The organism is Amycolatopsis sp. lyj-346 (genome assembly GCF_046548975.1).
Lineage (GTDB): Bacteria > Actinomycetota > Actinomycetes > Mycobacteriales > Pseudonocardiaceae > Amycolatopsis.
The window spans coordinates 165051-188877 of record NZ_JAJPWT010000010.1; the positions used below are offsets into that span (position 1 = coordinate 165051).

Annotated in this window: 21 protein-coding genes; 11 read left to right on the top strand and 10 right to left on the bottom strand. The window is 70.8% G+C overall.

Annotation, left to right across the window (positions count from 1 at the left end; translation table 11 throughout):
- Positions 1-67: 67 nt before the first annotated feature.
- Together ACLJQE_RS27530 and ACLJQE_RS27535 are read left to right on the top strand one after the other, a co-directional pair.
- Positions 68-1438, top strand: a complete 1371-nt coding sequence (locus ACLJQE_RS27530; RefSeq protein WP_410642283.1) for an alkaline phosphatase family protein — start codon at positions 68-70, stop codon at positions 1436-1438.
- Between the two features lie 11 nt (positions 1439-1449).
- Entirely contained in the window at positions 1450-2100 is a 651-nt protein-coding gene (locus ACLJQE_RS27535) for a ThuA domain-containing protein (RefSeq protein WP_410642284.1), read from the top strand.
- A 10-nt stretch (positions 2101-2110) separates the two neighbouring features.
- On the opposite strand, the gene xylA is transcribed toward ACLJQE_RS27535, so the two are convergent.
- A complete protein-coding gene (gene xylA, locus ACLJQE_RS27540) occupies positions 2111-3259 on the bottom strand; it encodes a xylose isomerase (RefSeq protein WP_410642285.1) in 1149 nt (382 codons plus the stop codon).
- Positions 3260-3357: 98 nt separating this feature from the next.
- Here xylA and ACLJQE_RS27545 point away from each other — a divergent pair, with 98 nt between their 5' ends.
- Positions 3358-4521, top strand: coding sequence for an ROK family protein (locus tag ACLJQE_RS27545; RefSeq protein ID WP_410642286.1), 1164 nt, complete (start codon positions 3358-3360; stop codon positions 4519-4521).
- A 54-nt stretch (positions 4522-4575) separates the two neighbouring features.
- Here ACLJQE_RS27545 and ACLJQE_RS27550 read toward each other — a convergent pair whose 3' ends face one another.
- Positions 4576-7809: a S8 family serine peptidase gene (locus ACLJQE_RS27550; RefSeq protein ID WP_410642287.1), complete on the bottom strand. Its 3234-nt coding sequence runs from the start codon at positions 7807-7809 to the stop codon at positions 4576-4578.
- A gap of 422 nt (positions 7810-8231) precedes the next feature.
- Here ACLJQE_RS27550 and ACLJQE_RS27555 point away from each other — a divergent pair, with 422 nt between their 5' ends.
- From ACLJQE_RS27555 to ACLJQE_RS27565, 3 genes are all read left to right on the top strand, one after another.
- Positions 8232-9680, top strand: coding sequence for an amidohydrolase family protein (locus ACLJQE_RS27555; RefSeq protein ID WP_410642288.1), 1449 nt, complete (start codon positions 8232-8234; stop codon positions 9678-9680).
- Between the two features lie 173 nt (positions 9681-9853).
- Positions 9854-10636: an IPT/TIG domain-containing protein gene (locus ACLJQE_RS27560; protein WP_410642290.1), complete on the top strand. Its 783-nt coding sequence runs from the start codon at positions 9854-9856 to the stop codon at positions 10634-10636.
- Positions 10637-10720: 84 nt separating this feature from the next.
- Positions 10721-13051: a GH92 family glycosyl hydrolase gene (locus tag ACLJQE_RS27565; protein ID WP_410642291.1), complete on the top strand. Its 2331-nt coding sequence runs from the start codon at positions 10721-10723 to the stop codon at positions 13049-13051.
- Between the two features lie 43 nt (positions 13052-13094).
- On the opposite strand, the gene ACLJQE_RS27570 is transcribed toward ACLJQE_RS27565, so the two are convergent.
- Positions 13095-14465: an MFS transporter gene (locus tag ACLJQE_RS27570; protein ID WP_410642293.1), complete on the bottom strand. Its 1371-nt coding sequence runs from the start codon at positions 14463-14465 to the stop codon at positions 13095-13097.
- Positions 14466-14590: 125 nt separating this feature from the next.
- On the opposite strand from ACLJQE_RS27570, the gene ACLJQE_RS27575 reads away from it, so the two are divergent.
- Positions 14591-15181, top strand: a complete 591-nt coding sequence (locus ACLJQE_RS27575) for a TetR/AcrR family transcriptional regulator (protein ID WP_410642294.1) — start codon at positions 14591-14593, stop codon at positions 15179-15181.
- A 47-nt stretch (positions 15182-15228) separates the two neighbouring features.
- On the opposite strand, the gene ACLJQE_RS27580 is transcribed toward ACLJQE_RS27575, so the two are convergent.
- Positions 15229-16062 (bottom strand): helix-turn-helix domain-containing protein, encoded by an 834-nt coding sequence (locus ACLJQE_RS27580; RefSeq protein WP_410642295.1) that lies wholly within the window; start codon positions 16060-16062, stop codon positions 15229-15231.
- Between the two features lie 78 nt (positions 16063-16140).
- Here ACLJQE_RS27580 and ACLJQE_RS27585 point away from each other — a divergent pair, with 78 nt between their 5' ends.
- From ACLJQE_RS27585 to ACLJQE_RS27595, 3 genes are read left to right on the top strand one after another with little or no spacing between them, the layout of a single operon-like run.
- The gene (locus ACLJQE_RS27585; protein ID WP_285985219.1) at positions 16141-16335 is read left to right on the top strand and encodes a zinc finger protein; all 195 of its coding nucleotides are present in this window, start codon (positions 16141-16143) and stop codon (positions 16333-16335) included.
- The gene (locus tag ACLJQE_RS27590; RefSeq protein WP_410642296.1) at positions 16305-16745 is read left to right on the top strand and encodes a hypothetical protein; all 441 of its coding nucleotides are present in this window, start codon (positions 16305-16307) and stop codon (positions 16743-16745) included. Before ACLJQE_RS27585 ends, ACLJQE_RS27590 begins: the two co-directional genes overlap by 31 nt.
- Positions 16746-16771: 26 nt before the next feature.
- Positions 16772-17251 (top strand): DUF2127 domain-containing protein, encoded by a 480-nt coding sequence (locus ACLJQE_RS27595; protein ID WP_410642297.1) that lies wholly within the window; start codon positions 16772-16774, stop codon positions 17249-17251.
- 3 nt (positions 17252-17254) lie between these two features.
- On the opposite strand, the gene ACLJQE_RS27600 is transcribed toward ACLJQE_RS27595, so the two are convergent.
- Complete coding sequence (locus ACLJQE_RS27600) at positions 17255-17968, bottom strand: PP2C family protein-serine/threonine phosphatase (RefSeq protein WP_410642298.1); 714 nt, start codon at positions 17966-17968, stop codon at positions 17255-17257.
- A gap of 92 nt (positions 17969-18060) precedes the next feature.
- Between ACLJQE_RS27600 and ACLJQE_RS27605 the strand changes: the two genes are divergently transcribed.
- Positions 18061-18795: an AfsR/SARP family transcriptional regulator gene (locus ACLJQE_RS27605; protein WP_410642300.1), complete on the top strand. Its 735-nt coding sequence runs from the start codon at positions 18061-18063 to the stop codon at positions 18793-18795.
- On the opposite strand, the gene ACLJQE_RS27610 is transcribed toward ACLJQE_RS27605, so the two are convergent.
- From ACLJQE_RS27610 to ACLJQE_RS27630, 5 genes are all read right to left on the bottom strand, one after another.
- Complete coding sequence (locus ACLJQE_RS27610) at positions 18783-19550, bottom strand: hypothetical protein (RefSeq protein ID WP_410642301.1); 768 nt, start codon at positions 19548-19550, stop codon at positions 18783-18785. The two genes, ACLJQE_RS27605 and ACLJQE_RS27610, sit on opposite strands and share 13 nt — an antisense overlap.
- 126 nt (positions 19551-19676) lie before the next feature.
- Positions 19677-21515 carry an ArnT family glycosyltransferase gene (locus tag ACLJQE_RS27615; RefSeq protein WP_410642302.1) on the bottom strand — a complete coding sequence of 613 codons (1839 nt, stop codon included), beginning with the start codon at positions 21513-21515 and terminating at the stop codon, positions 19677-19679.
- A complete protein-coding gene (locus ACLJQE_RS27620) occupies positions 21515-22771 on the bottom strand; it encodes a glycosyltransferase (protein WP_410642303.1) in 1257 nt (418 codons plus the stop codon). Before ACLJQE_RS27620 ends, ACLJQE_RS27615 begins: the two co-directional genes overlap by 1 nt.
- A gap of 93 nt (positions 22772-22864) precedes the next feature.
- On the bottom strand, positions 22865-23374 hold the full coding sequence (locus ACLJQE_RS27625; protein ID WP_410642304.1) for a hypothetical protein: 510 nt from the start codon (positions 23372-23374) through the stop codon (positions 22865-22867).
- Positions 23375-23484: 110 nt separating this feature from the next.
- Entirely contained in the window at positions 23485-23757 is a 273-nt protein-coding gene (locus tag ACLJQE_RS27630) for a hypothetical protein (protein ID WP_410642305.1), read from the bottom strand.
- Between the last annotated feature and the right edge of the window lie 70 nt (positions 23758-23827).

A 23827-nucleotide genomic window follows, 5' to 3' on the forward strand; every position in this document is an offset into this window, starting at 1 on the left:
CTGCGAACGAATCATTCAACACTGCGCCTTCGGCTCAGGCCGCACCGAGCGTCAGCGAGGTGTGCGCATGAGCTTGCTCGTCCTCGACGTCGTCGGGCTCACGCCGCGGCTGCTCCCGCACATGCCGAACCTGCGCAAGATGGCCGAACCCGGCTTCACCGCGCAGCTCGACACGGTGTTCCCGGCCGTCACGTGCCCGGTGCAGTCGACGTTCCTCACCGGGCTCACCCCGGCGCGGCACGGGATCGTCGGCAACGGCTGGTACTTCCGCGAACTCGGCGAAGTGTTCCTGTGGCGCCAGCACAACCGGCTCGTGCAGGGGGACAAGTTCTGGGACGCGGCCCGCCGCGCGCAGCCCGGCCACCGGGTCGCGAACCTCTGCTGGTGGTACGCGATGGGTGCGGACACCGACCTCACGGTGACCCCGCGGCCGATCTACCACGCCGACGGCAAGAAGTCCCCGGACTGCTACACCCACCCGCCGCAGCTGCACGACCGGCTCGTCGGCACCCTCGGCGAGTTCCCGCTGTTCACCTACTGGGGCCCGACGGCGTCGATCACGTCGTCGAAGTGGATCATCGCGGCCGCGCGGCAGGTGCTGGCCGAGGACCGCCCGGACACCACGCTGGTCTACCTCCCGCACCTGGACTACGACCTGCAGCGCTTCGGCCCGGACGCGCCTCAGGCCGCGGCGGCCGCACGGGCGATCGACACGGCGTTGCGCCCCCTGCTGGACTTCGCGGCCGCGGGCGGGCACACCGTCGTCGCGCTGTCGGAGTACGGCATCACGAACGCGAGCCGTCCGGTCGACGTCAACCGGGCGCTGCGCCGCGAAGGCCTGCTCAACGTGTACGTCCAGGCGGGCATGGAGTACCTGGACCCGTGGACGTCCCGGGCGTTCGCGGTGGCCGACCACCAGGTCGCGCACGTCTACGTCGCCGATCCGGCCGACGTCCCGCGGGTGCGGGACCTCGTCGCCGGGCTGTCCGGAGTGGACGTCGTCCTGGACCGCGCGGGACAGGCCGGGCTCGGCGTCGACCACGAGCGGGCGGGCGAGCTGGTCGCGATCGCCGAGCCGGACGCGTGGTTCACCTACTACTACTGGCTGAGTGACGACCGCGCGCCGGACTTCGCGAAGACCGTGGAGATCCACCGCAAGCCGGGGTACGACCCGGCCGAGCTGTTCTTCGACCCGAAGGATCCGAAGGTCAAGCTGAAGGCGGCGGCCGCACTGGCCCGCAAGAAGCTCGGCCTGCGCTATTCGATGCAGGTCGTCCCGCTGGACCCGGCGCCGGTGCGCGGCAGCCACGGCCGGCTCCCGGACTCGCCCGGGGACGGCCCCGTGCTGCTGTGCTCGGACCCCGCGTTCGCGCGCGAGAAGATCCACGCCACGGAGGTCAAGGACCTCCTGCTGGCGGCCGCCGTTCCCACCGAGTGAAGAGGTTCCCCGTGCAGGTACTGGTGTTCTCCAAGACGGCCGGATACCGGCACGACTCGATCCCGGCGGGGATCGAGGCGATCCGGGAACTGGGGTCGGTGCACGGTTTCGACGTCACGGCCACCGAGGAGGCGCCGGTCTTCACGGCCGGTTGTGCCGCGGTGGTGTTCCTGTCGACCAGCGGTGCGGTACTGGACGCGGCGCAGCGGGCGGCGTTCGAGTCCTATGTAGAGGGTGGTGGCGGTTACGTCGGCATCCACGCGGCAGCCGACACGGAGTACGACTGGCCGTGGTACGGGCAGCTGGTGGGCGCCTGGTTCAAGACCCACCCGGCGATCCAGCAGGCCCGCTTCGTCACCGAAGACGCCACCCACCCGGCGACCGCCCACCTGCCGCCGGTGTGGACCCGCACCGACGAGCTGTACGACTTCCGCGCCAACCCGCGTGGCCGCGTGCACGTGCTGCAGTCCCTGGACGAGTCCAGCTACACCGGAGGCGGGATGGGGGCGGACCACCCGATCACGTGGTGTCACCCGCAGGGTCGCGGCCGGGCGTTCTACACCGGACTCGGTCACACGAGCGAGTCGTACGCCGACCCGGCGTTCCGCGCGCTCATCCTGGGCGCGATCCGCTACGCCGCGGGAAGCACTCCCGCGGCGTAGCGGACGGTGGTCAGCGCACGCCGAGCAGGTGCTCCAGGGCGAGCTGGTTGAGCCGGGTGAAGTGGTACCCGCGCGCAGCCGCCGCGTCGAGGTCGAACTCGTCGTTCAGGACGTCGTCGAACGTCTCGCCCGGGGCCAGCGTCGGCGTCGAGAGGTCCGGGACCCGCGACGCCGCCAGTGCCTCGGCGACCTCCGGGTCGGCCCGGAACGCCGCCGACTTCTCCTTGAGGATCAGGTACGTCCGCATGTTCGCCGCCGCCGAGACCCACACGTCCGCGGCGTCCTCGGTGCGCAGCGGCTTGTAGTCGAAGTGCCGCGGGCCGTCGTAGCCGCCGTTCTCCAGCAGGTCGACCAGGAAGAACGCGCTCTTCAGGTCGCCGTGGCCGAAGATCAGGTCCTGGTCGTACTTCGGGCCGTGCTGGCCGTTGAGGTCGATGTGGAACAGCTTGCCCTGCCACAGCGCCTGCGAGATGCCGTGCACGAAGTTCAGCCCGGCCATCTGCTCGTGCCCGACCTCCGGGTTGAGCCCGAACAGCTCCGGCCGCGCGAGCTGCGAGATGAAGCCCAGCGCGTGCCCGATCGTCGGCAGCAGGATGTCGCCGCGCGGCTCGTTCGGCTTGGGCTCCAGCGCGAACCGCAGCGAGTAGCCCTTCTCGACGACGTAGTCCGCGAGCAGGTCCAGGCCCTCCTTGTAGCGGTCCAGCGCCGCGCGGACGTCCTTCGCGGCGTCGGACTCGGCGCCTTCGCGGCCGCCCCAGACGACGTAGGTCTCGGCGCCGAGCTCGGCCGCGAGGTCGACGTTCCGGCGGACCTTCCGCAGCGCGTACCGGCGGACGTCGCGGTCGTTGCTGGTCAGGCCGCCGTCCTTGAACACCGGGTGGGTGAACAGGTTGGTCGTCGCCATCGGCACCTTCAGGCCCGTCTCGGCCAGTGCCTTGCGGAAGCGCTCGATCGCCTTGTCGCGGTCCGGCTCGGTGGCCAGGAGGTCGTCGTCGTGGAAGGTCACGCCGTAGGCGCCCAGCTCCGCGAGGCGGTGCACGCTCTCGACCGGGTCCAGCGCCGCCCGCGTCGCCACCCCGAACGGGTCGTTCGCGGGCCAGCCGACGGTCCAGAGGCCGAAGGTGAACTTGTCGGCCGGCTGGGGAGCGTAGTCGCTCATGACTGTCCCTTCATTTAGTTCACGTTGTAGACTAAATATGCGCTGCGGGGGTCCCCGGCGTCAAGAGGCCGGGTTACAGTGCTTCGCGGGAGGACACGATGACGCAGGCCGTGCGGCACGAAGAGATGCGCGCCCGCAACCTCGAGGTCGTGCTGGGCGCGGTCAGCCGCGGCGGCCCGCTCACCCGGGCCGCGCTCGCCGAAGTCACCGGGCTCACCAAGTCCACGATCTCGAAGCTCGTCGGCGACCTCGTGGAGGCGGGCCTGCTCGCGGAAACCGGCCCGGCACGGGTGGGCGAACGCGGCCGGCCCGGAGTGGCGGTCGTGCTGAGCGGGGCCCGGGTGGCGTCGCTGGGCCTGGAGGTCAACGTCGACTACCTCGCGGTGCGCGTGCTCGACCTCACCGGCGAGGTCCGGGTCGCCGCCCGCCGCGAACGCGACAACCGCGGCTCGCGGCCGAAGAAGGTGCTGGGGGAGCTGCAGGACCTGGCCACCGACGCGCTCGCCGAGGCGCACCGGCTGGGGCTGGAGGCGGCGGGCGCGGTGCTGGCGGTGTCCGGCCCGGTCGGGGACGGCGTGCTGTTCAGCGCCCCCAACCTCGGCTGGCAGGACGTCCGCCCGGCCGACCTGCTGCGGCTGCCGGTCCCGGTCGAACTGGACAACGAGGCGAACCTCGCGGCCCTCGGCGAGTTCTGGTACGGCGACGGCGAACGCGACTTCCTCTACGTCTCCGGCGAGATCGGCATCGGCGCCGGCGTGGTCGTCAACGGCGTGCTGTACTCCGGCGCCACGGGCCTGGCCGGCGAGCTGGGGCACGTGGTCGTGGCCCCGGACGGCGCGCGGTGCCGCTGCGGCGGCAGCGGGTGCCTGGAAACCTACGCCGGCCAGGAAGCGTTGCTGGCGGCGGGAAACGCCGCTTCGGTGCCGGCCTTGCTGGAAGCACTGGAGCGCGGCGACCGCACGGCGCTGGCGGCGTGCGCGGCGGCCGGGCGTGCCCTCGGCATCGCGTGTACGTCGGCGGTGAACCTCCTGGACCTCGACCGCATCGTGCTCGGCGGGGTGTTCACCCAGCTGTACCCGTGGTTGTCCGGGCCGGTGTCGGAGGTGCTGGCGACCCGCCTCGGCGGGCTGCGCGGCACGCCCCCGGTGCTGTCGGCCTCCCGACTCGGCGGCGACGCGGCCACGCTCGGCGCCGCCGGCCGGGTCATCCACCGCGTCCTGGCGGACCCGGCCCCCTTCGTGACCCGGGCCCAAGAGGCCTGAACGCCGTGAAGGCCGCCCCGAAAGCTCTCGGGACGGCCTTCACGGATGGGAGAACTAACTCACCGCGTTGATCTGCACCAGCGAGGAGCCGACCGTGACACCGGTGTCGGTCTGCACGGTCAGCTGACCGCGCAGGGTCCGGCTCGCGGCCGGGACGGCGGTGGCCGTCACCGTCGCCGGCACCGTCCACGAGCTGCCCGACGCGCGCAGGGCGTTGGCGTCGGTCACCGTGACCGAACCGAACGCCGGGTTGGTGAACACGTCGAGGTAGTCGAACTCCGTGGTGCCCGCCGGCACCGCGTAGCCGTCGACCAGCGCGACCCACGTGCCCGCGGCCGGGTTGGGCACGGTCACCGACTCCTCGGAGTCACCGTCCGCGCTGACCGCCGCCTGCACGCAGGACCCGGTGGTGCAGTTGTAGAGCACCAGGTCCAGGTCGGCGCCGACGTCGGACGTCTTGCCGATCGTGACGGTCAGCGACTGCGAGCCCGCCGTCACCGGGATCTGGTACTGCTGCTGCGCACCCTCGGCGATCGACGGCCGCTGCGTCTTGGCGCTGCCCAGCGTGGCCCCGGTGAGCTTGCCGGTGAACGCGCCGAGCGTGTTCTGCACGGTGTAGGACCGCGGGATCGGCGTGTTCAGCGTGGCCGAGGCGATGGTGTCCGGGTTCGGCGAGATCGCCGTGCCCAGCACCGCCGCGGACAGCTTGTACGGCGCTTCGTCCACATCGGACGTCCGCCGCGCTTCGACGACGATCTCCCACACGCCCGGCAGCGGGTTGGCGACGGTCCGGCTGGTCGGCGTACCGCCGGCACAGCCCGCACCCGCGTCGGGCAGGTAGCACGCGGTCGTCGAGGTGCTGGCCTCGGCCGGGACACCGGTCGGGTCGTACCGCAGGAACCGCACCTGGCCCTTGCCCGGGGCACCGGCACCCGCGTCCAGGTCCACCTTCAGCGCGCTGGCACCCTGCGGCACCCGCACGAAGTAGCTGGTCGCCTGGTTGCGCGCGGCCTTGCCCGAGACGTCGACCTGGAAACCCTTGCCGGCGACGAACTCCTGCGGCGCGAAGACCGTGTTGAGGGTCTGCACGTCGATGCCGATGGTCAGCGGGTTGTCCAGGTAGAGCAGGGCCGAGTGGACCCCGGTGCTCTTCGCGTTGACCTTGACGTCGAACTTCACCGGGGTGTTCAGCGGCAGCGCCACCGTCGAGCCGGAGGAGAACGTGCCGTCGTTGCCGACCCACCGCACGAAGTACGGCACCGGGTGCGCCGCGCCCGTGGTGCGGGTGATCGTGTACGTCCGGGTGTACGCCTTGCCGATGGTCACGCCTTCGCGGTCGTGGATGCCCACGCCCGTGTTCGGCTTGGCCAGCAGGCCCGACAGCGCGGTGTGCACCTCGACCGACGTCGAAACGGCGTCCGGCTTCGGGTTGAGCGAAAGCGCGACGAACGCGGCCGGGACGTTGAACAGGCCCGCACCCTGGGCGTACGCGCCGATGCCCGGCACGAACCGCGCGGTCGACTTGATCGCCGCCCGCAGCTGCGCCACCGGCGGCCGCTGGCCGTTGTGCGTTGCCTTGTACGCGCTCACCAGCAGTGCCGCCGCGCCGGCCGCCTGCGGCGCCGCCATCGACGTGCCCTGCAGCATCGCGTAGCCGGCGGGCAGCGGGTACGTGCCGGCCACCGGGCTCGGCACCTCCCACCGCGGGACGGTGGCGATGGCCGCGCCGGGCGCGGTGATGTCCGGCTTGAAGCCGCCGTCCTCACGCGGGCCGCGCGAGGAGAACGGGTGCATCGACTCGGGGTTCCTGGTGACCGAGCCGTAGTTCGACAGCCAGGTCTCCTTGGTGATGTACGAGCCGACCGAGATCGCGTCCGTGGTCACCGACGGGTCGCCGACGGTGTTCGCCCCGGCGCCGCTGTTGCCCGCCGAGATGAAGATCTGGACGTTGTACTCGGCGATCGTGCGGTTGTAGAGCTCCGCACGGGCGTTGTTGCCGTCGTTGAGGGACGGCAGGCCGCCGATCGAGATGTTGATGACGTCGGAGCCGTGGCTGGCGGCGTAGACGACACCGTCGATCAGGCCGGACGACGTGCAGCCCGCGCTGGTGAGGCAGACCTTGACGGACAGGACCTTCGCGCCCGGGGCGGCGCCGTCCATCTTGCCGCCGAACAGGTCGTTGCCGGCGGCGATGCCGGCGACGTGCGAGCCGTGTTCCGCACCGGCGATGCCGATGCCGACGAAGCCCGGCTTGTCGGTCTGGACGACGAAGGCCATCCGCTCGGCGATGTCGGTCGCCGGGTTGTCGGTGCCGAAGAAGCCGACGTCGTACTTCTTGTTGTAGTCGGTCATCGGCTTTTCGTCGGTGAAGTCACCGTTGCCGTTGAGGTCGACCCGGACGTCCTTGGACGTGGGGTCGAGCAGCACGCCGAAGGAGTCGGCGCGGTCGCCGTCGCGGTTGACGTCACCGCCGGTCTCGCTGTCCGCGGCGCCGAGGTCGCCCGCGGTCTCGCCGAAGAGGCCGAACGTGTACGGGCCGCCGGTCGCCGGAGCCGTCCAGGACCGGCCGTTCGAGGTGAAGGTGCCGGTGTAGGTCTGGGTCGACTGCTTGACCCAGGTGCCGTCGCCGGAGTTGGTGGCGTTGGCGTTGTACCAGTCGACGATCTTGCGTTCGCCGTGGCTGGTGGTGGCCAGCGCGGGGGAGTCGAGGTCGACACCGGAGTCCAGCACGGCGACCGTGGTGCCCTTGCCGTCCCAGTTGGGCAGGACCTGGCCGAACTGCGCCGCGTAGGTGTCGCCGGTCGGCAGGTACGGGTTGACGCGCGGGGTGTCCTTGCCCGGCGCCGGCTGCGGCAGCGGAGTCATCGCGCCGTCGGGCTTCGGGTCGTCGCGCACGATGAGCCCGTCGACGTCGACGGCGTTGACCGACTTGAGCTTCGCGGCCTTCTCGGCCTTCCCGGTCGGGATGCTCACCTTGACGTAGTCGAGCTTCGTGTCGGTCGACTGGACGACGCCGCCGAGGGCCTTGAGCTCGTTCACGGCGGTGCCGGTCTGGCCCTTTTCCGCGGCGATCAGCAGCGTGACGTCCGGCTTCCCGGCCTTCTCGGCTTCGTTGACGAGCGCGCGGTCGTGCTCGTCGAGGGTCTTGCCGTCGGCCGCGCCGTTGGCCGGCGGGGCCTGCTGGGCGGAGGCCACCGGGACCGCGACGCCGAGGACGGAGGCGCCGAGAGCGGTGGCGAGGATGGTGATCCCGGCCCGCCGTCTCCAGCGCGATCTGTGCTGTTCCACTGAAACGACCCTTCGTGAAGATGTGCGTCCGAGCAGTACACAGGGTGGGATGTTCGGCAGCAATCAGACAGTTAGCCCATAGACCGCAATTGGTTGCGAGCCAAATGGCCTAACAGGCTCGCCGGTTGGGCGGCAACCCGAAGCGCAGCTTTCACGTGAAAGCTGTTCTGGAGGGGCTCGAGACTGCGCGCGAAGTCCTGTCTGGAATGGACGCTCAAGGAAAGGACGACGGCGGACGCGGGCTTCGGCGGCAACCGAGGGAGTCGAACCCTGCGCGGCTTGTGAAGGCGGCGCCCGTGGACCGGCCCTGACCCTTCGGCGGGCGACGGCTGCCATCTCGGGAAACGCTACGGGAATACCCACCTGTTCCTCATCTCAAGCCGTGCTTCACCCGGACGGGCCGGGCTGGCAAGGTGGTCCGCATGGATGATCTCCTGCTGCGTCGCGTCCGGCCGGGGCTCGGCGGCGAACTCGCCGACGTCCGGGTGAACGACGGCCGGGTCACGTCGATCACCGAACCGGGTTCCGGCGGGTTCGCCGCGCGCGTGCTCGACGGGCACGGCGGGACGCTGCTGCCCGGGCTGGTCGACGCGCACGTCCACGTGGTGCAGTGGGCGACGTCCCGGCGTCGCATCCCGCTGGACGCGGCGCGCTCGGCGGGGGAGGCGATCGAGCTGCTGCTCGCGCACCTGCTGGCGACGCCGGCGCCGCAGACCGAACTCGTCGTGGGCGCCGGGTTCCGCGACGGGCTGTGGCCGGACAAGCCGCACAAGGACCTGCTGCAGCGGGCGCTGCCCGGGCGCGCGGTCGCGTTGTTCAGCGCGGACCTGCACACGCTGTGGCTGAGCCCGGCGGCGCTGAAGCTGATCGGCCGCGACCACCCGACGGGCGTCCTGCTCGAGGGCGACTGCATGAGCGCGACGGCCCAGCTCCCGACGGCGGCGATCGACGTCCAGGACCAGTGGGTGGCGGAAGCGGTGGCCGCGGCGGCCGCGCGGGGCGTGACGCAGATCGTCGACTACGAGTACGCGGACACGGTGGCGGACTGGACCCGCCGCGGAGCCCCGGCCGCCCGCATCTCGTGCGTGATCGCCAAGCACCTCCTGGACCAGACCATCGAGCGCGGCCACCGCACCGGCGACGTCCTCCCGGATTCCGGCGGGCTGCTGACGGTCGGCCCGTTCAAGCTCTTCGTGGACGGCTCCCTCAACACCCGCACGGCCTACTGCCACGACCCGTACCCAGGTGCGGATTCACCGGGCTTGCTGGAACTGCCGCCGGCCGAGCTGGTTCCTCTGATGCGCCGGGCATTCGACCACGGGCTGCTCCCGGCGGTCCACGCGATCGGCGACCGCGCGAACACGATCGCGCTGGACGCGTTCGAAGAGGTCGGCTGCCCCGGCCGCATCGAGCACGCGCAGCTGTTGTCACCTTCCGACGTCCCGCGTTTCGCTTCTCTCGGGGTGATCGCGGCGGTCCAGCCATCCCACCAGCCGGACGACCGCGACGTGGCGGACCGCCACTGGCACGGCCGTACTTCGCGGGCGTTCCCCTACCGATCGCTGCTGGAGTCCGGGGCCCGCCTGGAGTTCGGTTCGGACGCCCCGGTCGCCCCACTGGACCCGTGGGACGGAATAGCATCGGCGGTTTCCCGCACGGACGACGACCGCCCACCATGGCACCCGGAGCAGGCATTATCCCTGGCCGACGCACTGGCCGCGTCATCCGGAGGCCGTCGCGGGGTGGCGGCGGGGGACATCGCGGACTTGATGGTGACGGCGGCGGACCCGTCGGTGCTGACCCCGGCGGACCTGCGCAACATCCCGGTGACGGCGACCATCCTCGGCGGGCACGTGACGCACCAGGTCTGATTGGATGGGTGATTTTCCCGAACCGGCGAGCCGGACGGCGGGGAAATCCCGGTCGAGATTTCGGTCCCGTAAAGAAATTGATCCGATTCGGGACCGTAATGGGTCATCCCCGCTTTCCGGGATCACGCTTTGGGGCGGATACCAGTCAACCGAGTAAGGCGGGTGGCGGCGTGATGACGCACTTCGAAATGGGGCTGCACCTCGTGCCGACCCAAACTGCGACGCCGAGTTCTCCTTCCAGTTCCACGCCGCCCGGCCCGTTGATTGACGTTTCGCCGAACGCTGCGGTCGCGCTGGTGGCCGTTTTCGTCGTGGTGCTCCTCGTGGCGGCCTTCATTCCCATGGTCGTGGACCTGCACCGGGCCACCAAGTGGCGCAAAGACCTGACCGAGTGGCTCAAGACCGGCCAGCACCGCGGCGCCGACCTGCTGCCGATCCTGCGGTTGATCGCCCGGCCTCGCGGTACCGTGAACACCGCCCGGCCCACGATTGCCTATCTCGTGGTGGCGCTGGTCGCCGCCGCATTCGGCGTCACCGCCTTTTCGAGTGCGGCCGACGCGCCGGACCTGCGCAAGACAATCGTCGCTTCCATGCTGACCGTGCTGAGTCTGGTCATCGGTTTCTACTTCGGTTCCCGCACCGCGCAGACCGCCATCGAAGCGCAGGGTGCGAGCGCCAACGGAGCCTCCGGTCCGTTGGCGCCGGTCGTCACCGGCGTGACCCCCGGAAAAGGGCCGCGTGCGAGCGCAGTGACCGTGACCGGCAGCGGGCTTTCCAGGGCGTCGATCCATTTCGGGACGCTCCCGGCGACGCCCATCGGGCCGCCGTCCGACTGGCAGATCGTCGTGGCGGTGCCCATCCGGCCCGACGGCTATCCCGAGGAGGTCGACGTGGTGGCCAAAACCGAGGCCGGCTCGTCAGCGATCACGGACGCGACGAAGTTCACCTTCGAGTAGCCGACCTTCGGGGGCTTGATTTGTCCACCGGACAACGGAAAGGATCTCACCGTGAAGGTGACAACGTTGTCAGGAGGACACGGGATGAGAACGCGGACGCGCGTCCTTGCCACTTTGCTCGCCGGGGCCACCACCGTGGCCCTCGCGACTCCCGCCGAAGCGGGTCCGCGGTTTGCCGGTGATCCCACCACGCTCGTCGACACCTCGATCGGCAACAACGGTGACGGCACCACCTTCCCCGGTGCCACCACGCCGTTCGGGATGGTGCAGCTCAGCCCGGACACCCAGCTCAAGAAGTACGCGTCCTACGACTACGCGCAGGACACCACTCTCGGCTTCAGCCACACCCACCTCTCCGGCGTCGGCTGCCAGACGATGGGCAACTTCCGCTTCATGCCGACCACCGGCGCCGTCACGACGAGTGACCCGGCGCAGTACGGCGCCAAGTTCAGTCACGCCGACGAGACCCGGCGGCCCGGCTACTACGGCGTCAAGCTCGCCAACGGCATCGATGCCGAACTGACCGCCACCCAGCGCACCGGTCAGCACCGCTACACGTTCCCCGGTGACGCCGCCGGCGAAAACGTTCTCATCGAGGTCGGCGAGAGCAACGGCTACACCTACGCCGGCGACGTCCACGTCGTCGGGGACGACACCGTCGAGGGGTGGCTGCAGGGTGGCAACTTCTGCTGGGAGACGCAGAAAGAGCGCTACAAGATCTTCTTCAGCGCCAAGTTCGACCGCAAGTTCACGAGTTTCGGCACGTGGACCGACAACAAGCTGACGCCGAACCAGCGCGACGCCAAGCTCGGCACCCAGCGCACCGGCGCCTGGCTCACCTTCGACACCGCGAAGAAGCAGGTCGGCGCCTCGGTCGGGCTGTCGTACACCTCCGTCGACGGCGCCCGGCTCAACCGCGCGGCCGAGCAGCCGAAGTCGTTCGACCGGGCGAAGGACCAGGCCCACGACACCTGGCGGGACGAGCTGAACCGGATGCGGGTCGCCGGCGGGACGACCGCCGACCAGCGGACCTACTACAGCGCGCTGTACCGGTCGCTGCTGCACCCGTCCGTCGGGTCCGATGTGGACGGTTCATACCGAGGCTTCGACGACCAGGTACACCGCAGCCGGGACACCTACTACCAGATGTTCTCGCTGTGGGACACCTACCGCTCGCAGAACCAGCTGGTCGCGCTGCTGCACCCGGACAAGGCCGCGGACATGACCAAGTCCGTCCTCAAGATCTACCAGGACGGCGGCTGGGTCCCGCGCTGGGCGCTCGCCGGCGGCGAGACGAACGTGATGAGCGGCGACCCCGTCACGCCGTGGGTGGTCGACAACTACCGCCGCGGCCTCCTCGACGACAGCACCGCGCGGCAGTTGTTCGACGCCTTGTGGCGCAACGCCAACGAAGTGCCGAAGGACCAGTCGATCTTCCGCGGCCGCGACGGCAACCCGACGTACGTGCAGAACGGCTGGATCGGCTACCAGGACCTGCCGGGCTACACCTACGGTGACACCCGGCAGGCCGGCTCGGCGACCCTCGAGTACGCCCTCGCCGACTGCGCACTGTCCACAATGGCGCGGGGACTCGGCTACGGTGACAAGGCGAAGACGCTCAAGGACCGCTGCGGCAACTTCGCGAAGCTGTGGGACACCAGCGTCGAATCCCGCGGCTTCACGGGGTTCCCGCGCACCAAGGCCGCGGACGGCACCGGCGTCGGCGACCCCGACCCGGCGAAGTCCACCGGCTTCCACGAGGGCACGCCGTGGCAGTACCAGTGGCTCGCCCAGCAGGACACCGCGAAGCTGTTCGGCCTGATGGGCGGCCCGGTGCAGGCGGAGAAGCGGCTCGACACCTTCTTCGACATGCCGCTGCTGCTCACCGACCCGGCGAAGGCCGCCAAGGACTCCTGGGTCCACGGCGCGTACGACTACCACAACAACTTCGCCTTCAACCCGAACAACGAGCCCGACCTGCACGCACCGTGGATGTACAGCTGGACGGGCGCGCCGTGGAAGACCTCGGCCGTGCTGCGGGCGGCGCGGACGCTGTTCACGGACACGCCGTACGGCATGCCCGGCAACGACGACCTCGGCACCATCTCGTCGTGGCTCGTCTTCGGCATGGCGGGTGTCTTCGAAGCCCAGCCGGGCTCCGGGACGTACCTGCTCAGCACGCCGATGTTCGAGAAGGTCGAGATCCGCCCGGACGGCGGCCGCAAGATCGAAATCGAGGCACCGGGTGCGAGCGCCGGAAAACTGCAGTACACAAAGGACGTCCAGATCGGACACCGGAGTTTCTCCCGCAGCTGGATCTCGCACGCCGACCTGCTGCGGGCGGGCAAGATCCGGTTCCGCCTGAGTGACACCCCCACGGCGTGGGGCACGCAGGCGGCGCCGCCCGCCATGTGACACCGTGACGGCCTCCCCGGCTTTGGGGAGGCCGTCACGTTTCTCAGGCGCGGCGCAGGGCGGGGAGCATCGCGGCCACCCCCAGTGCGGCCACGATCAGCGGGACCACCAGCGCCGCCTGGAGACCGCCGGCCGCCGTCACCGCCGAGACCACGCCGAGCACCAGGGCCGGGCCGACCTGGAACGCCGTGTTCACCAGCCCGCCGGCGAGGCCCTGGCCGGCCGCCGGGACGCTGTCCGCGGCCGCCATCGTCAGGGGGCCGTAGGTGGGCGTGAAGGCCACGCCCACCAGCAGGAACGCCGGCAGCATCAGCGTCGCGTAGCTGCTGGAGGCGTCCAGGAACTGCAGCAGCGCGTACGCGGCAACCGAGGAGACGAGGCCCGCCAGCGCAACGCGGCCCGAGCCGTACCGTCCGACCAGCGGCGCGGCGATCCGCGGCGCGAGCACCGCCACGACGACGCCGCTCGGGCACACCGCCAGCCCGGTTTCCAGCGCCGACCAGCCGCGGACGTCCTGCAGGTACAGCGTGACGATGAACAGCGCGCCGACCCAGCCGCCGAGCAGCGACATCGCCGCGACGTTCGCCCGCACCAGCGGGCCGGACCGCAGGATCCCCAGCCGCAGCAACGGGTTCGCCACCCGGCGTTCGAGGGCGGCGAACCCTGCGAGCAGTACCGCGACGGCCACCAGCGAACCGAGCGTCCGCACCGATGCCCAGCCCGCGTTCGGCGCCTCGACCAGCGTGAACACCAGCAGGAGCATCGCCGCAGTGATGGTCGCGGAGCCGGCGACGTCGAACCCCCGGCCCGGTGCGGCGGCCGTCCGCGGGACGACGGCGAGCGCACCGATCAGGGTCACGGCCGCGACGAGCACCGGCGCGTGGAACACCCACCGCCAGCTGATTTCGGTGAGCAGGCCGCCCGCGACGAGCCCGAGCGAGAAGCCGGTCGCGCCGGTGGCGGTGTAGATCGACAGGGCCTTGTTGCGGACCGGGCCCTCGGCGAAGCTCGTCGTGATGATCGAGAACCCGGCGGGCGCGCTGAACGCGGCGCTGATCCCGGTGACGAACCGCGCGGCGACGAGCAGCGGGCCGCTGGTGGCGAAGCCGCCGAGCGCGGTCGCGACGGCGAACACGGCGAGCGCGCCGATCAGCATCCGGCGGCGGCCCAGCAGGTCGGCCGCCCGGCCGCCGAGCAGCAGGAAGCCGCCGAAGCCGAGGACGTAGCCGCTGACGACCCACTGCAGGGAGCCGGTGGACATGCCGAGCTCGGCGCCGATCGAGGGCAGCGCGACACCCTTCATGGAGACGTCGAGCGCGTCGAGGAACATGGCGCCGCAGAGCACGAGCAGCAGGCCGCGGGCCCGCGTGGTGAGGCGGTCGTGGACCGCGGGTGGTGAGGCGGAGACGGTCAAGGCAACCCCCAGTTGAGTCGGACCGATCGGTCCGGGACCGAACGGTCCGAATCATGACGGGCGCTCGGAGATGTTGTCAACGGGCAATTCGCGATATGGACCATTCGGTCCGGTACGATCGGGGCATGCCGCGCAAGCCCACGCCGGACGCCCGTGAGCGCATCCTCGAAACCGCCACCCGGCTGTTCAACCGGTACGGGGTGCACGCGGTCGGGATGCAGCAGATCATCGACGAGTGCGGCTGTGGCAAGAACCTGCTCTACAGCCAGTTCGCGAGCAAGGACGACCTGGTCGTGGCGTACCTGAGGCGCTGCAGCGGCGACTGGGACAACATCGTCGGGGACGCGAAGGCGGCCGCCCCGGGCGCGGGACGGCAGCTGGTGGAGCTGGTGCGCGAGGTGGGGGTGCGGGTCAGTGAGCCGGGCACGCGAGGGTGCCCCCTGCGCACGACGTTCGCGGAGTTCCCCGAGCGGGAGCACCCGGCGCACCAGGTGTCGATGGACCACTTCGTGCGGGTCCGGACCCAGCTGCGCGAGCTGGCGGAGCAGACGCCGGCCCCCGACCCGGAGCGCCTGGCGGACCGGATCATGTTCATCATCGACGGCCTGTACACGAACGGCCCGATCTTCGGAGCCGAAGGAGCGAAGACGGCGGTCGCCTTCGCGGAGGACGTGGTACGGGCGGAGACCTCAGCGAAGCCGGCGCAAGGCGGCTGACCAGGCTCTCCGGTACGCGGGAGGCGTGTCCCGCCGTTGCCCCGGGGCTACTTTGCTGCTTCGGCGATGAGGGTCTGTGAGGCTTCTTCGCTCATTGCCCGGTCCGATAGCTGCTTGGCAAGCCGAAGATACGCACGTACGCGATATTTATCACTGAGAAAGGCGCTTGAGTATGCGTGTTCGAGGAGAACGATCGGAGTGAGGTTGTCGTACTCGTAGACGAAGAACGAACCGTGTATGCCGGGGTGGTAAGGGGTGCCGTCAGTCAGAACGCGTAGCGACACGGTGGGCTTCTTGGCCACTTCGAGCAGGTGGTCCATCTGGTCTGACATGATGTCTTCGTCGGCTACCGGTTCGCGCAAAGCTCGCTCGCTGATGATGGCGTGGTAGCGAACCGGTTCCCGCTGGAAGAGAATCTTCTGGCGGTCGAGCCGTGTCAGTAGATGCGAGTCGGCCTGAGTGGGTGTCAAGTTGGAATTGTCCAGGATTGCCCGAGCGTAGTCCGGCGTCTGCAGGATGCCGGGGATGACGTTGAAGGCCCATGCGGTGATCTTATCGGCTGACTTCTCGCATTCCAGCAACCCGGTGAGCTCCGGGCTGATTTCCGGCAATTCCTTCGCGACCCAGTTCGGTTCGCGCGCTGTCTCCGCCAGTTCGATGAGGTGTTTCTGCTTCTCTCCGCTGACCTTGAAGTAGCCGAGGATGAGTGCCACGCTTGCGACGGGAGGAACCCTCAGTCCTTTCTCCCATAGTGAAAGTGCTTGTGGCGCGAAGCCGAGGATTCGGGCCAGCTTTCGCAAGCCCATTCCGTGTGCCTCGCGTAACTCGCGGAGGCTGCCTGCCAGTGTGCGGGCTCGTGGCGTCGAAGAAGTCGGTTTCATGGCTCGATAATACAAACCCCGTCGATCACTCCCTCGGTGTGTTGGTGTCAACGGATCGAGACAGTTTCAATGGATATCATGTTGAGGTGGCAGCAAGCGGAGGGGAAGCGCCATGCACTCGACGGGCCGTTCCCTCCGCGTCCGGAGGAACAGTTCGTGGCTTTGTGTGGAGAAGAAGTGACCGTCGCGGTGCGGGATGTGCCGCAGCTCGGGGGGAATTGGTTCGATCCGACCTGCGCCGAATGCGAGTCGGCGTGGTTGGCGCGGTGCTGATCGACGCCGATCGGGACCAGCGGCTGCTGGAGCGCATCCGGGACCTGCACGCGTCGCTCGTTCCCGACTTGGCGTGGCTGGCCAGGACCGTCGGCGAGGAGGCGCCGCGGCCCGACATCCTCCGCGACCTGGGGGAGCGGCTCAGCGACCTCGGCACGGACCTCCTCGCCCGCGCCGACGAGCTCGACGCCCAGGTCCGGGCCGGCCTTCCCGGCCACGGCTGGCTCCCCGAAGCGGGCGCACGGCGGCGCGCGCTGGCCGTCGCCCACCAGGTCGGCCCGCACCCCCTCCGGTGCGGGCCGATCTTCCTCGCCGTCTGCGGCGCGGCCTGTTTCCCCTTCTACGGGACGGACCCGACCGGCCGGACAGCGCGGCACGAACGGTGTGAAAAGTGCCTCCACGTGCGCTGATCCGCCGTTTCTGCTGAGCTGGGGGCATGTCCGAGCAGAAAACCACGGCGACCGAGCGCTTCTTCCGGATCGCGATCGCCCTCAAGGGCCTCGACGGCGCCCTGCAGGTCGCCGGGGCGCTGATCCTCGCGTTCGTCCCGGCCTCCACGGTCAGCGGGTTCACCCACGCGGTGATCACCCGCGACCTGCTCGGCGACCCGTCGGGCACGCTGGCGCGCCACCTCGAGTCGGCGACGGAGAACTTCCTCCACGGCGACACCAAGACCTTCGCCGTCGCGTACCTGCTCGCCCACGGGCTGATCAAGCTCGGGCTGGTCTGGGCGCTGTCCCGCAAGATCGTCCGCGCCTACCCCGTCGCCGCCGTCATCCTTTCCGCGTTCGTCGTCTACGAGCTCATCCGCGCGCTGCACACCCACTCGATCGCGCTGCCGTTCTTCGCCGCCCTCGACGTCGTGATCATCGTCCTGGTGCTGCGGGAATACCGGCAGCTCAAGCGCGCGGCCTAGGGTTCACGCGGCGACGGGAAACCGGACGGTCGTGTTGCCGGCCGCCTCCAGGGGTTCGACGTAGAGGGCGGTCGCGTTGTCCGAGCCGCCGCGGGCGAGGGCGGCTTCGACCAGTTCGGCGGCACCCGCGCCGGGCCGGCCCAGCACCGCGCGGATGCCGCTGCCGGTCAGCGGCTTGTGGACGCCGTCGCTGGTCAGCAGCAGGCCGGCCCCCGTTGTCTCCGCCGTGCCGATTTCGTCCGCCTCGGCGGTGCGGACGCTGGTCGTGACGACGTGCTCCATCCGCGGCGTCACCGGCTGGTGGCGGGCGCGGAAGAACTCGGCGAGCGTGTGGTCGGTGGTCAGGCGGCTCAGCGTGGTGCCGTCCCAGGCGTACGCGCGGGCGTCGCCGACCCAGGCGATGCGGTACCCGCCGTGCTCGGCAGGCATGGCCACGACGAGCACGGCGTCCCCGGGCGTCTGCTCGCGCACGGCGCGCTGCGCGGCGAGCACCGCCTCGACCGGTCCTTTGTGGACCGGCGTGCGCGCGGCGGCCGCGGCGGCGGTGCGGGCGGCACGCGCGGCGGCGGGATCGTCGCCGACGCCGTCGGCGAGGGCGAACGCGATGCCGGGCCCACCGGCGGCGGCGTACGCCCCGACGGCGTCGGCGTTGAGTGAGCGCGGCCCCTGTGCGCTCGCGGTGTGCCAGCGCGGGTAACCCGGACGTGTGGTGATCATCGCGGCCTCCTCGTCCCCTCTGCCCTCCATGATCCGCGCCGAACCTAAGGGGCGGCTGAGACTTTCCGGGTACCGTGGAACGGGGGTGGGGAATGGAGTTCCGGATTCTCGGGCCGCTGGCGGTGTCGCGCGCCGACGGCCGCCCGGCCGTGCTCGGCGGGTGCAAGCCGCGGACCCTGCTGGCGGCGCTGCTGCTGGCCCGTGGCCGCGTGGTGCCCGACGAGCGGCTGATTTCGCTGCTGTGGGACGGCGAACGGCCGTCGACGGTCGACGCGCAGGTGTGCACGTACGTCTCCCGCCTGCGCAAGGCCATCGGCCGCCCGGCGCGGCTCGTCCGGACCGGCGGCGGCTACCTGCTGACACCCGGCGGGACCGTCGACGCCGAGGAGTTCGAACGGCTGGCTTCCTCGGGGCACGACGAGCTGCGCGCGGACCGCCCGGCCCGCGCGGCGGAGCGGTTCCGCGCCGCACTGGAGCTGTGGCGTGGTCCGGTGCTGGCCGGCGTCGCCGAACCGCTCCGCGCGGGCGAGGCGGCGCGGTTCGACGAGCTGCGGCTGACGGCGCTGGAGGGCCGGATCGAGGCCGAGATCGCGTCGGGCGACCACCTGCGCGCGGTGCCCGACGCGACCGCGTTCGTCGTCGAGCACCCGCTGCGGGAACGCGCGCGGGCCCTGCTGATGGCCGCGCTCTGCGCGAGCGGACGGCGGGCGGACGCGGTCGAGGTGTACCACCGGGGCCGCTGCCTCCTCGACGAGCGGCTCGGGATCGCGCCGGGCCCCACGCTGCGGGCGGCGTACCAGCGGGTGCTGGACGCTCAGGCGGGGTAAGGCTCCGACTGGAAGTCGCGGTCGAGCTCGGCGGGCGAGCGTGGCAGCCAGTACCGCGCTTCGTGGAGCACCTGTTCGCGCGGCAGCCCCGGGTTGACGTGGCGGTGGTCGGGTTTCGCGATGGACTGCAGTGCCCAGGCGAAGCCGAGCAGGGGATCGATCCGCGCCCACCGGTGCCGGTCGATGCCGAGGACCATCTGTGCGCGCAGGATGGCGTGCCAGAAGTGGTAACCGCCCGGCGGGTTCCCGTCCATGGTGTGCACCTCCGACTCCGTGGGCGCCCGCCGCGGATCGAAGAGGATGCCCTGCCCGAAGGCGGCGAAGGCCTTGACCAGGCCGGCTTCGTCACCGCGGTAGAAGTGGTCGAAGTTGTCCAGCTGCAGCTTCGAGAGCGTCTTCAGCGGTTGTTCGACCGGTTTGGCGAACTCGGCGTAGTTCTTCGGGTAAGCCGGTTCCCGGCTCAGCTCCCGCCACTTTTCGTACAGGCCTTGCGGAGCGTTCTCCTGGATGAAGGGGAAGAGCACGGCGTAGGCGTCCTGAACTTCCTGGGACGGGTGGTACAGCGCGATTTCGTCGAGCTGGTACCAGAGTTCGTTGGCCCGGCGGTCCCCGAGCATCCCGGGCACGGGCGGCAACCCGGTGCCGGTGTCGGCAGCGGCGGCGGTTCCGGTTGCGGCTCCGGTGAGCACCGCGGCCCCGGCAACGGTCACCGCGCCCGCGGTGAGCTTGAGCAGGTTCCGGCGATCGAGCGTCATGGCTTACCCCCCTGTGGCGGCCCCCGCCGCCGTCGCCGCCACGGTACGTAAGCTTTCTATACTTTTTCTGCATGCCACAAAGCGGTCGTGAGTGGTCAGGCGGGTTCTGACCACTCACGACCGCACTCAGCTCTGCAGGTCGTACACCGTCTGGCCGTCGACCGTGGTGGCGGTGAAGTTCGCCGTCACCCACTCCGTGATCTCCGACGATCCGCCGCCCGGGCCGCCGCCGCGGCCGCCTTCGACGTAGTACTTGACTTCGCCCGCGGCCACGTACGCCTTGAACTCCGCCAGCGTCGGGGCCGGGTCCGAGCCGCTCCAGCCGCCGATGCCGATCACCGCCTTGCCGCTCGCCAGCTCCAACGACGCCGCGCTCTGCGAACCCGTCGTTGCCGCCGCCCACTTCGTCGTCGTCTTCGCCAGCAGCGCGCCGATCGCGCTCGAAGACGAATCCCCGCCGCCGAAACCGCCGCCCATGGCGCTCGACGTCGGGCCCGAGGTCGGGATCGAGCCGCTGTGCGCCACCGACGCCGTCTCGACGCCATAGGCCGCGGAAGACACGCCGATCGTCAGGACCACCGCCGCCGCCACGACGGCGACCATGCGGCGTGCGACGGGCACGCCCATCACCAGCACCGTGCCGACCAGCACCCCGAGCACCGCGACGAGCCAGCGCAGCGCCGGGAACCACTCCGGCGTCCGGTCCAGCAGGATGAACGACCACACCGCCGTCGCCACGACCATGCCGGCCAGCACGGCCCGCGGCGCCGGGTGCGCCCGGCCCTGCCACAGCGCGCGGCCCGAAATCGCGACCAGCGCGGCGATCGCGGGCGCCAGCGCCACCGAGTAGTACGGGTGCACCGTGCCGCTCATGAAGCTGAACACCAGCGCCGTCACGACCAGCCAGCCACCCCACAGCACCAGCGCCGCCCGCGAGGCGTCCGTGCGCGGCGCGCGGCGGGTGAACCAGAGGCCGCCGACGAGCCCGATCAGCGCGGCCGGCAGCAGCCACGAGATCTCCGTGCCGAAGCTGGCGCCGAACATCCGGAACAGCCCGGTGGACCCGCCGAACCCGGTGTTGCCGCCCATCCCGCCGCCACCCATGCCGCCGCCGTTGCCCTCGCCGCCGAAGATGCGGCCCAACCCGTTGTAGCCCAGCGCGAGTTCGAGCAGGCTGTCTCCTTCGGATCCGCCGATGTAGGGCCGCGACGCCGTCGGCCACAGGTCCACCAGCGCGATGTACCAGCCCGCCGAGACGACCAGCGCCACGACCGCGCCGCCCAGGTGCAGCAGCCGCTTGGCCGGCGACACCGGCGCCGCGAGCAGGTACGCCAGCCCGAACGCCGGCAGCACCAGGAACGCCTGCATCATCTTCGTCAGGAAACCGAACCCGATCGCGGCCCCGGCGAGCGCCAGCCACCGCGGGCTCGCCTTTTCCGTGGCCCGCACGACGAAGTAGGCGCCCGCGACCATCAGCAGCACCAGCAGCGCGTCCGGGTTGTTGAACCGGAACATCAGCGCCGCGACCGGCGTCACCGCCAGCATCGCCCCCGCCAGCAGGCCCGCGACCGGGCCCGACGTCCGCTTCACCGTCAGGTAGAGGATGCCCACGGACGCGACGCCCATCAGCGCCTGCGGGGCCAGCACGGTGAAGCTCGAGAACCCGAAGATCCGGGCGAACGCCGTACCGATCCAAAGCGCCGCGGGCGGTTTGTCGACGGTCAGCACGTTCCCCGAGTCCAGCGATCCGAACAGCCACGCCTTCCAGCTCTGCGTCCCCGATTGGACGGCGGCGGCGTAGAAGGAGTTGCCGTAACCGGACGCGGTGAGGTTCCAGAAGTACAGCACCGCGGTCGCGGCCAGCAGCCCGAACACCGCCGGGCGCACCCATCGCGGTGGCGCGTGCGCGACGGACTCCCTGCGGTGCCGGGGTTCGGAAACCGGGGCGGACAGGACGGTGGTCATCAGTACTCCTTCTTGAGCGTGGCCTGGCGGCGCGGGTTGAACACCCAGCCGCGCAGGAGCAGGAACCGGAGCACCGTGGCGGCGAGGTTCGCCAGCACCAGCACGGTGAGCTCCAGGACGAGGCCGGGGGTGGTGGATCCGTTGAGCAGGGCCAGCGATCCGCTGGTGAGCGCGAGTCCGAGACCGAACACGAGCAGGCCTTCGAACTGGTGCCGCCCGGCGCCGGCGCGGCCGCGGATGCCGAACGTGAGCCGCCGGTTCAGCGCGGTGTTCCCGATCGCCGTCACCAGCAGCGCCGCGAAGTTCGCCGGCTGCGCTCCGACGACCGTGCGCAGCAGCAGGAACAGCACGAGGTAGGCGAGCGTGCTGCCGACGCCGATCGCGGCGAACCGCACCAGCTGCGTCACCAGCCGCGGCGGCACGCCCGGCGCGTCGACGCCGATCGGCTGCCTGCCGAGCTGTTCGCGCAGCCTGCTGACCGGGATCTCCCCGGTGAACGTGGCTTTCGTGACGCGCGCGATGCCCTTGAGGTCCTCGGTGGCCGTCTTGACGATGTTGACCGACGAATCGGGGTCGTCGACCCAGTCGACGGGCACCTCGTGGATCCGCAGCCCGGCGCGCTGCGCCAGGACGAGCAGCTCGGTGTCGAAGAACCAGCCGGTGTCCACGACGTGCGGCAGCAGCTCGCGGGCGACGTCGGCGCGGATGGCCTTGAAACCGCACTGCGCGTCGCTGAACTTCGCGGCGAGCGTCGAGCGGAGGATCAGGTTGTAGCAGCGGGAAATGAACTCGCGCTTCGGCCCGCGCACCACTCGCGCCCCCCGGGCGAGCCTGCTGCCGATGGCGAGATCGGAGTGCCCGGACAGCAACGGCGCGACGAGCGGCCCGAGCGCGGCGAGATCGGTGGAGAGATCGACGTCCATGTAGGCGAGCACGGCGGCGTCGGAGGCCCGCCACACGGCGTTGAGCGCGCGGCCGCGGCCCTTCTCGTCGAGGTGGCAGACCGCCACTTCCGGGAACTCGCGGGCAAGTCTTTCGGCCACCCGCAGCGTCGCGTCGGTGCTCGCATTGTCGGCGACGGTGATCCGGTACGGGTAGGAGACGTGCTCGGCCAGGTGAGCGTGCAGCCGGCGGATGCACGGTTCGAGGTCGGTCTCTTCGTTGTGGACCGGGATGACGACGTCGAGAACGGGCTGCGGGCCGGCCAGATCGACCGGGACGGTCCCGGGCCGCGATGTGGGGGCGGTGGCTGTCATGCCCCTACGATCGCGGCCGCCGCTTTGGTGATCGTGTGTTCTCTCTGTGCGCTTCCTGTGCGGTGCCCGGCCGGCGGCCGGGCACCGGCGGGATCAGCTGTGGGCCCGCAGCGGGACCACGTTGCTCGGCAGGGACGCGCGACCCGGCTCGCGCTTCGGCGGCGTCGGGCTGATCGTCAGCGTCACCAGACTGGCGTACTTCGGGTGGCGGTCGACGTACACCTCGGGCACCGAGCAGGCCGCGGCCAGCACCGTGCGGTGCCGGTGCAGGTGCTCGAACGCCTCCCGGCCGAACAGCGACACGACGATGTCGCCGCCGCGGGGTCGGCTCCACAGGATCGCCGGGAGGCGGCCGCCGGGCAGGCGCAGCCGGGGGAACACCGCCCGCAGCCGGTGCTGCAGCCGGATGGCGTGGATCCGCGCCTGCACCTGACGGCGGCGCAGCACCGCCACCCCGAGCGCGGTGGCGAGGACCCCCGACGCCCACAGCGGGCCGGCCCACAGCGCGAAGGTCACCACGCCGTAGGGGAGCAGCGTCACGGCCAGGATTTCCCACCGCCAGTGGTAGATCCGCAGCGGGAAGGTGGGTGAGGTGCTGGTCATTTCCGTGCTCCTTTCGGTGGACCGGCGGCGGAGGAGCCCGCCGAGGTGGCGCAAGAGACGTCCGGCACCGGCGGCCACCACGAGGGCGGCGACGATGACCGGCCCGGACGTCATGTCGGGATCCGTGTCTTCGGGGCGGGCTCGGGTTTGAGGTCACGGTCGCGGCCGAGCTGCCAGGTCCAGCGCCAGCCGGCCCAGATCGCGACGACGGAGCCGAGCAGGACGAGCACGAAGGCCTGCCCCACCAGCCCGTCGAGCGGGGCGAGCCGCAGCAGCACCAGCAGCGCCCACACCTGGGAAGCGGTGAAGGGGATGACGAGACCGGCCGCGTAGACGCCCCGGCGCCAGCGGCTGCGGCCCGGTGCGGGGGTGTAGGGGTCCATGAAAGCCCTCCTCTGCCGTGGATCCAGGAAACCTCCGGCTCGCCGAGTCCTGTGTGTCAGCTGACACAGA